The sequence below is a fragment of the Streptomyces sp. NPDC032126 genome (genome assembly GCF_055580085.1).
Genome location: NZ_JBVIMA010000002.1, coordinates 367740 through 379902, shown reverse-complemented (window position 1 = coordinate 379902; position 12163 = coordinate 367740). Strand labels below are relative to the sequence as shown.

The following is a 12163-nucleotide window of genomic DNA, read 5'->3' as shown; positions in this document are numbered from 1 at the left end:
GGGGCATGACGGACCGTAAGGACGAACTCGCCGGAAACCTGGCGAAGGTGGAGCGGCGCATCGCGGCCGCCTGTGAGGCCGCCGGGCGGGGGCGCGAGGAAGTGACCCTGATCGTGGTCACCAAGACCTACCCGGCGAGCGATGTGCGGATCCTGTCGGAACTCGGTGTGCGCCATGTCGCCGAGAACCGCGACCAGGACGCGGCGTCCAAGGCCGCGGAGTGTTCGGATCTGCCCCTTGTCTGGCATTTTGTCGGCCAGTTGCAGACCAACAAGGTGCGCTCCGTGGCCGGTTATGCCGATGTCGTGCAGTCCGTCGACCGTTCCCGGCTGGTGACGGCGCTGTCGAAGGAGGCGGTGCGGCAGGAGCGCGAGCTGGGGTGCCTGATCCAGGTCGCGCTCGACGCGGGGGAGAGCGCCCGGGGCGAGCGGGGCGGTGTGGCGCCGGGCGGGATCGGGGAGTTGGCCGATCTGGTCGCCGGCTCGCCGGGGCTGCGGCTCGACGGCCTGATGACCGTCGCCCCGCTGACCGGAGAGTACGCCGGTCGCCAACAGGCGGCGTTCGAGCGGTTGATGGATTTGTCGACCGACCTGCGCAGAGCCCATCCGGCTGCGAACATGGTCTCCGCAGGGATGAGTGGGGACCTCGAGCAGGCCGTGGCGGCCGGAGCGACACATGTGCGCGTCGGCACTGCGGTACTCGGAGTCCGCCCCAGGCTCGGGTAACGTCGCCAGGAAGTCGGACCACAGCAGAAAATATGGTCATTTCCGCCGAAAGGCGGGCAGAAGGACCACGTGGATCGCGGGACTTGGCAGTCGTCAGCCGATCCACCACAGAGCGGAGGACTCAGAGCATGGCCGGCGCGATGCGCAAGATGGCGGTCTACCTCGGCCTCGTGGAGGACGATGGGTACGACGGCCGGGGGTTCGACCCCGATGACGACTTCGAGCCCGAGCTCGACCCGGAGCCGGAGCGCGACCACCGACGGCACGAGCCGTCGCACTCGTCACACGCGGCACATCAGTCCCAAAGGGACGAAGAGGTGCGAATCGTACAGCCGCCCGCACCGCGCGAACCGCTGGCCCGATCGGCTTCGCTCGCCGCTGAATCGGGGCGTCCGGCGCGGATCGCGCCCGTGGCGTCCATCACACAAGAACGTCAGTCCCTGGAGAAGAACGCACCGGTGATCATGCCCAAGGTCGTGTCCGAGCGAGAGCCGTACCGGATCACCACGCTTCACCCGCGGACCTACAACGAGGCCCGTACCATCGGGGAACACTTCCGTGAGGGCACCCCGGTGATCATGAATCTGACTGAGATGGATGACACAGATGCGAAGCGACTTGTCGACTTTGCGGCCGGTTTGGTGTTTGGTCTTCACGGCAGCATCGAGCGGGTGACCCAGAAGGTGTTCCTGTTGTCTCCTGCTAACGTCGATGTCACGGCGGAGGACAAGGCCCGCATCGCAGAGGGCGGGTTCTTCAACCAGAGCTGAGACGCAGGACCGGAACAACAGCAGTACAGAGCAGCACGAAACAGGGGAGAGGGAAGCACCGAACATGGGCGTGGTCCAGCAGGTTGTCTACATCGCGCTGATGGTCTTCCTCATCGTGTTGATCTTCCGGTTGGTCATGGACTACGTCTTCCAGTTCGCCCGCTCATGGCAACCCGGCAAGGCGATGGTGGTCGTTCTGGAGGCCACCTACACTGTCACCGATCCACCGCTCAAGCTTCTGCGGCGGTTCATCCCGCCGCTGCGTCTCGGGGGCGTGGCGCTCGACCTGTCCTTCTTCGTACTGATGATCATCGTCTACATCCTGATCTCGATCGTGAGCCGGCTGTGAGCGATGTGAACTACCGTCTTGCCGATGCCGACGACTACGTTGAGGTGAAGAGATGCCGTTGACCCCCGAGGACGTGCGGAACAAGCAGTTCACGACCGTCCGCCTCCGAGAAGGCTATGACGAGGACGAGGTCGATGCCTTCCTCGACGAGGTCGAAGCCGAACTGACCCGCCTGCTCCGCGAGAACGAGGACCTGCGCGCCAAACTGGCCGCGGCCACGCGTGCGGCCGCGCAGAACCAGCAGAACATGCGCAAGCCCCCGGAGCCGCAGGACCAGCAGCAGGGCATGCCCCAGCAGGGTATGCCTCAGCAGGGCATGCCCCAGCAAGGGATGCCCCAGCAGGGCATGCGCGGTCCTGGTCCCGGCGCCCCGGTGCCCGCCGGCATATCTGGCCCGCCGCAGCAGATGGGTGGCCCCATGGGTGGCCCGCCCCAGCTGCCGAGCGGTGCCCCGCAGCTGCCCGCCGGCCCCGGCGGTCAGGGTCCGCAGGGTCCCGGCCCGATGGGCCAGGGTCCGATGGGGCAGGGTCCGATGGGGCAGGGTCCCATGGGCGGTCAGCCCCCCATGCCGCAGCAGATGGGTGGCCCGATGGGCGGCCCCATGGGCGGTCCGATGGGTGGCCCCGGTCAGGGTCCCGGCGGCGACAGCGCCGCGCGCGTGCTGTCGCTGGCGCAGCAGACCGCCGACCAGGCGATCGCCGAGGCCCGTTCCGAGGCCAACAAGATCGTCGGCGAGGCGCGTTCGCGTGCCGAGGGTCTGGAGCGGGACGCCCGTGCCAAGGCTGACGCCCTGGAGCGGGACGCGCAGGAGAAGCACCGCGTCGCGATGGGCTCGCTGGAGTCCGCCCGCGCCACGCTGGAGCGCAAGGTCGAGGACCTGCGCGGCTTCGAGCGCGAGTACCGCACGCGGCTGAAGTCCTACCTGGAGTCCCAGCTGCGCCAGCTGGAGACGCAGGCGGACGACTCCCTGGCCCCGCCGCGTACCCCGGCCACGGCCTCCCTCCCGCCGTCCCCGGCGCCCTCCATGGCCCCGGCCGGCGCGAGCGCCCCGTCCTACGGCGGCAACCAGACCATGGGCGGTGCGCCGAGCCCCGCCGGCCCGTCCTACGGCGGCCAGCAGCAGATGTCCCCGGCGATGACCCAGCCGATGGCTCCGGTCCGCCCGCAGGGTCCGTCCCCGATGGGCCAGGCTCCCTCGCCGATGCGCGGGTTCCTGATCGACGAGGACGACAACTGACGGCCGCGCGAGCCTGACGGCCACTAGTACGCCGTAGGCGTCGGCAGCGTTCAAAAGGGGCGGGCCCCGGATTCCGATCCGGGGCCCGCCCCTTTTACGCGCGTTGCGCTCAGCGGCCGGCGAGGCCGAGCGAGCGCGACGGCGGCTGTCCGAGGGGACAGCCGCCGTCGCGCTGAGAACTACTACGCCTTGCGCAGGCGGAACGTGAGCGTCAGGCCCTCGTCCGTGAACGCGGCGCCATAGGTGTCGTCCGCGTCGCCCTGGGCGAAGTCGGTGGCGAGGACCTCGTCGGCGATGAGCCCGGCGTGCTCGTTCAACGCGGCGACGACCGCCGAGTCGGCGGCTTCCCAGCGCAGCGCGATGCGGTCCGCCACATCCAGCCCGCTGTTCTTACGGGCCTCCTGGATCAGCCGGATCGCGTCACGGGCCAGACCGGCCTGCCGCAGCTCCTCGGTGATCTCCAGGTCCAGCGCGACCGTCGCACCCGAGTCCGACGCCACCGACCAGCCCTCGCGGGGGGTCTCCGTGATGATCACCTCGTCGGGAGCGAGGGTGATGGTCTCGCCGGCGACCTCCACGGACGCCGTGCCCTCGCGCAGGGCGAGGGAGAGCGCGGCCGCGTCGGCGTTCGCCACGGCCTTCGCCACGTCCTGGACGCGCTTGCCGAACCGCTTGCCCAGGGCGCGGAAGTTGGCCTTGGCGGTCGTGTCGACCAGCGACCCTCCGACCTCGGAGAGAGACGCCAGGGACTCGACGTTGAGCTCCTCGGTGATCTGCGTGTGCAGCTCGGGGTCGAGGGACTCGAAGCCGGCGACGGCCACCAGGGCGCGGGACAGCGGCTGGCGGGTCTTCACGCCCGACTCCGCGCGTGTGGCGCGCCCCAGCTCCACCAGGCGCCGCACCAGGACCATCTGCTGCGACAGCTCCGGGTCGATCGCCGAGAGGTCCGCCTCCGGCCAGGTGGCGAGGTGCACCGACTCCGGCGCGCCCTGCGTGACCGGCACCACCAGGTCCTGCCATACCCGCTCGGTGATGAACGGGGTCAGCGGGGCCAGCAGCTTGGTGACCGTCTCCACGACTTCGTGCAGGGTGCGCAGCGCGGCCTTGTCGCCCTGCCAGAAGCGGCGGCGCGAGCGCCGTACGTACCAGTTGGACAGGTCGTCGACGAACGCGGACAGCAGCTTGCCGGCGCGCTGGGTGTCGTACCCCTCCAGGGACTGCGTCACCTGGTCCACGAGGGCGTGCAGCTCGCTCAGCAGCCAGCGGTCCAGGACCGGGCGGTCGGCCGGCCCCGGATCCGCCTCGCTGGGCGCCCAGTTGGAGGTGCGCGCGTACAGGGCCTGGAAGGCGACCGTGTTCCAGTACGTCAGCAGGGTCTTGCGGACGACCTCCTGGATCGTGCCGTGGCCGACGCGGCGGGCCGCCCACGGGGAACCGCCGGCCGCCATGAACCAGCGCACCGCGTCCGCGCCGTGCTGGTCCATCAGCGGGATCGGCTGCAGGATGTTGCCCAGGTGCTTGGACATCTTGCGGCCGTCCTCGGCGAGGATGTGGCCCAGGCAGACGACGTTCTCGTACGAGGACTGGTCGAAGACCAGGGTGCCGACGGCCATCAGCGTGTAGAACCAGCCGCGGGTCTGGTCGATGGCCTCGGAGATGAACTGCGCCGGGTACCGGCTCTCGAACAGCTCCTTGTTCTTGTACGGGTAGCCCCACTGCGCGAACGGCATCGAACCCGAGTCGTACCAGGCGTCGATGACCTCCGGCACGCGCGTGGCCGTCGCGGCGCACTGCGGGCAGGCGAAGGTGACGTCGTCGATGTACGGGCGGTGCGGGTCGAGCTCGGACTGGTCCGTGCCGGTCAGCTCGGTCAGCTCGGCGCGCGAGCCGACGCAGGTGAGGTGGTCGTTCTCGCAGCGCCAGATCGGCAGCGGGGTGCCCCAGTAGCGGCTGCGGGACAGCGCCCAGTCGATGTTGTTGTTCAGCCAGTCGCCGAAGCGGCCGTGCTTGACCGTGTCCGGGAACCAGTTGGTCTTCTCGTTCTCCTGGAGGAGGCGGTCCTTGATGGCCGTGGTGCGGATGTACCAGGACGGCTGCGCGTAGTAGAGGAGCGCGGTGTGGCAGCGCCAGCAGTGCGGGTAGCTGTGCTCGTACGGGATGTGCCGGAAGAGGAGGCCGCGCTGCTGGAGGTCCTCGGTGAGCTTTTCGTCCGCCTTCTTGAAGAAGACGCCGCCGACCAGCGGGACGTCCTCCTCGAAGGTGCCGTCCGGGCGGACCGGGTTCACGACGGGCAGGCCGTAGGCGCGGCAGACCTTGAGGTCGTCCTCACCGAAGGCGGGGGACTGGTGGACCAGGCCCGTACCGTCCTCGGTGGTGACGTACTCGGCGTTGACGACGAAATGCGCCTCCGCCGGGAACTCGACGAGCTCGAACGGACGTTGATAGGTCCACCGCTCCATCTCGGCGCCGGTGAAGCTCTGGCCGGTGGTCTCCCAGCCCTCGCCGAGCGCCTTGGCGAGCAGCGGCTCGGCGACGACGAGCTTCTCCTCGCCGTTCGTCGCCACGACGTAGGTGACCTCGGGGTGCGCGGCGACCGCCGTGTTGGACACCAGGGTCCAGGGGGTGGTCGTCCAGACCAGGAGCGCGGCTTCGCCGGCGAGCGGACCGGAGGTGAGGGGGAAACGGACGTAGACGGAGGGGTCGACGACCGTCTCGTAGCCCTGGGCCAGCTCGTGGTCGGAGAGGCCGGTGCCGCAGCGGGGGCACCAGGGGGCGACGCGGTGGTCCTGGACCAGCAGGCCCTTGTTGAAGATCTCCTTGAGCGACCACCAGACCGACTCGACGTACTCGGGGTCCATGGTGCGGTAGGCGTCGTCGAGGTCGACCCAGTAGCCCATGCGGGTGGTCAGCTCGGAGAAGGCGTCCGTGTGGCGGGTCACCGACTCGCGGCACTTCGCGTTGAACTCCGCGATGCCGTACGCCTCGATGTCCTGCTTGCCGCTGAAGCCGAGCTCCTTCTCGACCGCGAGCTCGACCGGGAGGCCGTGGCAGTCCCAGCCGGCCTTGCGGGCGACGTGGTAGCCGCGCATGGTGCGGAAGCGGGGGAAGACGTCCTTGAAGACGCGGGCCTCGATGTGGTGGGCGCCGGGCATGCCGTTGGCGGTGGGCGGGCCCTCGTAGAACACCCATTCGGGGCGGCCCTCGGACTGCTCCAGGCTCTTGGCGAAGATCTTCTGCTCGCGCCAGAAGTCGAGCACGGCGTGCTCAAGGGCGGGCAGGTCGACCTGGGCGGGCACCTGGCGGTACGTCGGCGTTGTCATCAGCGAGCTTCCTCCGGCGGACTTGCTGCCTTCCGTCCGGAGGGACGAGAGCCGGGCCATGTCCTACGCCATGTCCTACGCCGTCTGCGGCGCGCTCCCGCGGTACCACCCTCCTTGGCCCTCCGGCGCGGGGTGTGCGCCGACGAGCCCCCTCATTGGGGTCGCGATACCGGGTCTACTCGCCCGCGAGGGGCTTTCTTCCGGCGGCTCCGGGGTGATCTTCACGTCGCGCTCGCCCCCGGGCTTCCACCGTCCCCGGGTCGCTCTGGGCTGCGTACGCCGCTACTCGTCCCCATCCACGCTTCTCGCTCCGCCCAGTGTACGGCGCGACGGGGGCCGTGGCCGACCGGATTCTCGGGGGCGCGGGGCGGGGGGTGGGTGACCCGAACGGAGCGGTGCGGGTGTCCGGGTTCCGGGACGGGGGCCGGACGTCCGGTGGGTCGGATTACGCGGCGGGGAGCTGGGCACAACGCATGCAGGCTTTTCGCGCGGCGTGCGCGAGGCGGGCGAATCGGGCGGTGTGCCCCGTTGCCGCGGGACTCAAGTCGATTTATCGTCCCAGCACGATTCGCGAGCAAGATCACAATATGTGAAGGGGCCGCGGCCATGGTGGCGAAGAAGACGGCCGAGCAGTCGGCGTCGCGCAGGTCCACAGGTGCAGGTGCCTCCGGCGGTGCGGCGAAGGAGGTCGGCGGCAAGAAGAGCGCGCAGGGGCGGGGCGGGACTGCGCGGGGGCGGCAGGGTGCGGTGAGGACGGAGGGCGCGGGTACGGCGGCCAAGCCCGCGGGGAAGAGGGCGGGCAAGGCGGCGACCGGCGAGGAGAAGACACCGGACACGGAGCCGAAGCCGAAGCCGACGAAGAGGGCCGTGGCGAAGAAGGCGCCGGGCGAGGAGGGGGCTGCCGCGAAGAAGGGGGCGGGTAAGGGCGCGGTTGCCGGGAAGAAGGTGGCGGGTAGGGAGGGGGTTGTCGCGAAGAAGGCGGCGGGCGCGGACGGGGCTGCCGCGAAGAAGGGGGCGGCTGTCGCGAAGAAGGCGGTGGGTAAGGAGGCGGCTGTCGCGAAGAAGGCGCAGAGTGAGGGGGCGGCCGCCGCCAAGAAGACGCGGAAGACGCCGGGCGACGACGGGGCGGCTGCCGGGAAGAAGGCGCCGGCCGAGGAGGCGGCTGCCGCTGGGAAGGCTGGTACGCGGAAGGCTTCGGCGGCGGAGCCGGGTGCGCGGAAGGCTTCCGGCTCGAAGGCGTCGGCAGGTAAGGCCGCAGGGCGTGAGCGGAGGGCCCCGGGGGCCGGGGCCGGGCGGAAGAGGACTGTTCAGTCGGTGGGCGCGGCCTCGGCCGCTCAGCAGACGGGAGCCACGACAGTGGTTGCGAAGAAGACTCCTGGCACGGCCACGGCGGCGCAGGGCGCCCTTCCCAAGGCGCGGATCGCGGCGGAGCCGGGCGAGCTCGCCGTGCGCCCCGGCGAGGACCCCTGGACCCCGGAGGAGGTCGAGGAGGCCCGTACGGAGCTGACGTCGGAGATGGAGCGGCTGCGCGCGGAGATCCATGCGTCCGAGGAGTCCCTCGCGGGCCTGATGCGCGACTCCGGCGACGGCGCGGGCGACGACCAGGCGGACACCGGCACCAAGAACATCACGCGCGAGCACGAGCTGGCGCTCGCCGCCAACGCGCGCGAGATGCTGATCCAGACCGAGCGCGCCCTGCAACGCCTGGACGCGGGCACCTACGGCCTGTGCGAGAACTGCGGCAACCCCATCGGCAAGGCCCGCATGCAGGCGTTCCCCCGGGCCACGCTGTGCGTGGAGTGCAAGCAGAAGCAGGAACGCCGGTACTGATGCCCCCCGGGGCCGTGCCGTACCCTCGTCCTCAGTCAGGCACCTAGGTTGAGGGACTCACGTGGCAGAGGCGGAGCGCATCATCGGTACGCCGGACCTTCCGGAAGCGGCGCGGACCGAGCGGGAGCGGCCCGGCGAGGACACCGCGTCGGAGGAGCGGGTCGTGGACCCCGGTTCCTCCGTGGCCTCCGGCGCGTCCGGCGACGGGGCGGTGTCCGCCGACGCCGCCGAGCGGCCCCGCGGCAAGCGCCGTATCGCCGTCCTCTTCGCCGTCGCCGTGTTCGCGTACGCCCTCGACCTCGTCAGCAAGCTGCTCGTGGTCGCCAAGCTGGAGCACCACGAGCCGATCGAGATCGTCGGCGACTGGCTGAAGTTCGAGGCCATCCGCAACGCGGGCGCCGCCTTCGGCTTCGGCGAGGCCTTCACGGTGATCTTCACGGTGATCGCGGCCGCCGTGATCGTCGTCATCGCCCGGCTCGCCCGCAAGCTGTACAGCCTGCCCTGGGCGATCGCGCTGGGCCTGCTGCTCGGCGGTGCGCTCGGCAATCTCACCGACCGGATCTTCCGCGCGCCGGGCGTCTTCGAGGGCGCCGTCGTGGACTTCATCGCGCCCAAGCACTTCGCCGTCTTCAACCTCGCCGACTCGGCGATCGTGTGCGGCGGCATCCTGATCGTGCTGCTGTCGTTCAAGGGCCTCGACCCCGACGGCACCGTCCACAAGGACTGAGCACGCGTTCGGGAGTGTCTCACCCGTCCGGCATACTCGACGGGTGAGCACGATTCCCGAGATCCGTACCCTGCCCGTGCCGGACGGCCTGGAGGGCGAGCGCGTCGACGCCGCCATCTCCCGCATGTTCGGCTTCTCCCGTACCAAGGCGGCGGAGCTCGCCGCGGCGGGGAAGGTCTCGGTCGACGGATCGGTGGTCGGGAAGTCCGAGCGCGTGCACGGCGGGGCCTGGCTGGAGGTCGAGATGCCGCAGGCCCCCGCGCCGGTGCAGGTCGTCGCCGAGCCGGTCGAGGGCATGGAGATCGTGCACGACGACGATGACGTGGTCGTGATCGTGAAGCCCGTCGGCGTCGCCGCCCATCCGTCGCCGGGCTGGACCGGGCCCACGGTCATCGGCGGGCTCGCCGCGGCCGGCTACCGGATCTCCACCTCCGGCGCGGCGGAGCGCCAGGGCATCGTGCACCGCCTCGACGTCGGCACCTCGGGCCTGATGGTCGTCGCCAAGTCGGAGTACGCGTACACGTCGCTCAAGCGCCAGTTCAAGGAGCGCACGGTCGACAAGCGCTACCACACGCTCGTGCAGGGCCACCCCGACCCGACGAGCGGCACCATCGACGCGCCCATCGGCCGGCACCCGAACCACGACTACAAGTGGGCGGTCACTGCCGACGGCAAGCCCTCCGTCACGCACTACGACCTGATCGAGGCGTTCCGCGCCGCCTCCCTGCTCGACGTCAAGCTGGAGACCGGCCGCACGCACCAGATCCGCGTCCACATGGCGGCCCACCGCCACCCGTGCGTGGGCGACCTGACCTACGGCGCCGACCCCACCCTCGCCAAGCGCCTGCGGCTGACCCGGCAGTGGCTGCACGCCGTGCGGCTGGGCTTCGAGCACCCCGGCGACGGGGAGTGGGTCGAGTTCGCGAGCGACTACCCGGCGGACCTGCAGAAGGCCCTGGACCAGGTCCGCGAGGAGACGTACGGATGAGCGGACCGGCGTACTCCGTGCGCGTCGCCGAGGACCCCGCCGACCATGAGGCGTGCTTCGCGGTGCGCAAGGAGGTCTTCGTCGCCGAGCAGGGCGTCCCCGAGGAGATCGAGTACGACGCCCACGACGTCGGTGCCGTGCATGTGCTGGCGGTCCGGGAGGACGGGTGGACGCTCGGCACCGGGCGCCTGCTGTTCGGCGAGGCGGCGCTCGTCAGGACCGGCGACGCTTCGGTCGGCTCGCTGGGACGGCTCGCCGTGGCCCGGGAGGCGCGCGGACTCGGCGTCGGGGCGGCCCTGGTGCGGGCCATCGAGGAGGCGGCACGCGCGCGTGGCCTGACGGCGGTGGACCTGCACGCGCAGACGCGCGCGCTCGGCTTCTACGAGCGGCTCGGGTACGAGGCGTACGGGCCGGAGGACATGGAGGCGGGCATCCCGCACCGCTCGATGCGGCGTTCGCTCTGACCGAAGCGTGAGGCGGGCGGAGAGGTTGGGGGGCCGCTCGCGTGGCACCCTGGGTTCGGGGGCTTGATCGTCCAGAGCTCGGAGTGCTGACCGTGGATCAGTTGGCCCTGCTGTTCGTGCTGTTGCTCGGGGCCGTGGTGAGCGTCCCGGCCGGGGACCGTTTCGGGCTGCCCTCGCCGGTGCTCATGACGCTGCTCGGGATCGTCCTCGCCGTCGTCGACTTCGTACCGAATGTGAACGTACCGCCCGGGCTGATCCTGCCCCTGCTGCTGCCGCCCCTGCTCTACGCGGCGGTGCGGCAGACCTCGTGGCGGCAGTTCACGGCCAACAAACGCCCGATCTTCCTGCTCGCCGTGGCCCTGGTGTTCGTCACGACGGTCTGCGTGGCCGCCGTGGCCCACGCGGTGGTCCCCGGCCTGCCCGTCGCCGCGGCCGTCGCGCTGGGCGCCCTCGTCGCGCCACCGGACCCGGTGGCGGCGACCGCCGTCGCCGGTCAGCTCGGGCTGCCCCGCCGGCTCGTCTCCATCCTGGAGGGCGAGGGCCTGTTCAACGACGTCACCGCCATCGTGCTGTACCACGTGGCGATCACCGCCGTCGTCAGCGGGGAGTTCACGCCGGTCGACGCGGTGGTCGAGCTGGTGCTGTCGGCCGTCGTCGCGGTCGCCGTCGGGCTCGCGCTCGGCTGGGGCGCCAACAGGCTGCTCGATCTGCTCGGCGACGCGACCCTGCAGATCGGCCTCACCCTGCTGGTGCCGTACGCCTCGTACGTGCTCGCCGAGGAGCTGCACGGCTCCGGGGTGCTCGCCGTGCTGACCACCGCGCTGTTCCTCGCCGAGTACGCCACCGACCCCGACGACGTGCTGACCCGGCTCGCCGGGCACGCCTTCTGGGAGATCGTCGACACCCTGGTCACCGGGGTCGCCTTCGGCCTGATCGGCCTGGAGCTGCACAACGCGATCCATACGGCGCGTGGGCGGTGGGGCGAGATGCTCGGCTGGGCGGCGATCGTCGTGGCCGTGGTGGTGGTCGTACGGCTGGTCTGGCTGCTGCCGGCGACCTGGCTGACGAAACGGCTGCACGCCCGGCGGGATCGCGAGGAGGACATCCCGATGAGCTGGCGGGAGACGATCGTCATGTGGTGGTCGGGGATGCGGGGCGTCGCCTCCGTGGCCCTGGCGCTGGCGATCCCGCTGGAGACGGACGACGGGTCGCCCTTCCCGGACCGGGACGAGATCGTGTTCATCGCGTTCGGCGTGATCATGGCGACGCTGGTGGTGCAGGGGCTGACCCTGCCCTGGCTGGTGCGCCGGCTGGGCGTGCGGGCCGACACCGAGCGGGAGAAGGAGTTCGAACGGGAGCTGGCGGTGCGGGCGGCCAAGGCGGCCAAGCGGAGGCTGAGGGAGATCGAGGACGTCGAGGAGCTGCCGGAGGAGCTGTCCGAGCGGATGCTGCGGCGGGCGTTCGAGATCGGGGTGCGGATCAGCCCGGAGATGGGGGAGGAGGAGCGGCGGGAGGCGCACGAGCAGCGGGTGCGGAGGCTGAAGCGGGTGCGGCGGATCGAGGGGGAGATGCTGAGCGCCGCGCGGCACGAGGTGCTGGCGGCGCGCAGTGAGGCGGGGGCGGATCCGGAGGTCGTGGATCGGGTGCTGCGGCAGCTCGACTGGCGCAGTCTGCGGTGATCCGCGACCCGCGCACCGCCCGTTTCCGGTTCGTGAAAAGTGACCGTCTCCGGCCCTGGCCGCTCGTCGTCGGC

General features: G+C 70.9%; 10 protein-coding genes. 9 read left to right on the top strand and 1 reads right to left on the bottom strand.

Going from position 1 to position 12163, the window contains the following annotated elements; translation table 11 throughout:
- Positions 1 to 5: 5 nt before the first annotated feature.
- The 4 genes from ACZ5NW_RS10235 to ACZ5NW_RS10220 all read left to right on the top strand — a co-directional run bounded on the left by ACZ5NW_RS10235 (position 6) and on the right by ACZ5NW_RS10220 (position 3081).
- Entirely contained in the window at positions 6 to 725 is a 720-nt protein-coding gene (locus ACZ5NW_RS10235) for a YggS family pyridoxal phosphate-dependent enzyme (protein ID WP_468743351.1), read from the top strand.
- Between the two features lie 128 nt (positions 726 to 853).
- Complete coding sequence (locus tag ACZ5NW_RS10230) at positions 854 to 1495, top strand: cell division protein SepF (RefSeq protein ID WP_468743350.1); 642 nt, start codon at positions 854 to 856, stop codon at positions 1493 to 1495.
- A gap of 64 nt (positions 1496 to 1559) precedes the next feature.
- Positions 1560 to 1844: a YggT family protein gene (locus ACZ5NW_RS10225; RefSeq protein WP_468743349.1), complete on the top strand. Its 285-nt coding sequence runs from the start codon at positions 1560 to 1562 to the stop codon at positions 1842 to 1844.
- A 52-nt stretch (positions 1845 to 1896) separates the two neighbouring features.
- Complete coding sequence (locus ACZ5NW_RS10220; protein WP_468743348.1) at positions 1897 to 3081, top strand: DivIVA domain-containing protein; 1185 nt, start codon at positions 1897 to 1899, stop codon at positions 3079 to 3081.
- Positions 3082 to 3263: 182 nt separating this feature from the next.
- On the opposite strand, the gene ileS is transcribed toward ACZ5NW_RS10220, so the two are convergent.
- On the bottom strand, positions 3264 to 6401 hold the full coding sequence (ileS, locus tag ACZ5NW_RS10215; RefSeq protein ID WP_468743347.1) for an isoleucine--tRNA ligase: 3138 nt from the start codon (positions 6399 to 6401) through the stop codon (positions 3264 to 3266).
- 606 nt (positions 6402 to 7007) lie between these two features.
- Here ileS and ACZ5NW_RS10210 point away from each other — a divergent pair.
- From ACZ5NW_RS10210 to ACZ5NW_RS10190, 5 genes are all read left to right on the top strand, one after another.
- A complete protein-coding gene (locus tag ACZ5NW_RS10210; protein WP_468743346.1) occupies positions 7008 to 8231 on the top strand; it encodes a TraR/DksA family transcriptional regulator in 1224 nt (407 codons plus the stop codon).
- Positions 8232 to 8292: 61 nt separating this feature from the next.
- A complete protein-coding gene (lspA, locus tag ACZ5NW_RS10205) occupies positions 8293 to 8958 on the top strand; it encodes a signal peptidase II (protein WP_468743345.1) in 666 nt (221 codons plus the stop codon).
- A 43-nt stretch (positions 8959 to 9001) separates the two neighbouring features.
- On the top strand, positions 9002 to 9946 hold the full coding sequence (locus tag ACZ5NW_RS10200; RefSeq protein ID WP_468743344.1) for an RluA family pseudouridine synthase: 945 nt from the start codon (positions 9002 to 9004) through the stop codon (positions 9944 to 9946).
- Positions 9943 to 10410 carry a GNAT family N-acetyltransferase gene (locus ACZ5NW_RS10195; RefSeq protein WP_468743343.1) on the top strand — a complete coding sequence of 156 codons (468 nt, stop codon included), beginning with the start codon at positions 9943 to 9945 and terminating at the stop codon, positions 10408 to 10410. The genes ACZ5NW_RS10200 and ACZ5NW_RS10195 overlap by 4 nt, the downstream gene beginning before the upstream one ends.
- 92 nt (positions 10411 to 10502) lie before the next feature.
- The gene (locus tag ACZ5NW_RS10190; protein ID WP_468743342.1) at positions 10503 to 12089 is read left to right on the top strand and encodes a Na+/H+ antiporter; all 1587 of its coding nucleotides are present in this window, start codon (positions 10503 to 10505) and stop codon (positions 12087 to 12089) included.
- The last annotated feature ends 74 nt before the right edge of the window (positions 12090 to 12163 follow it).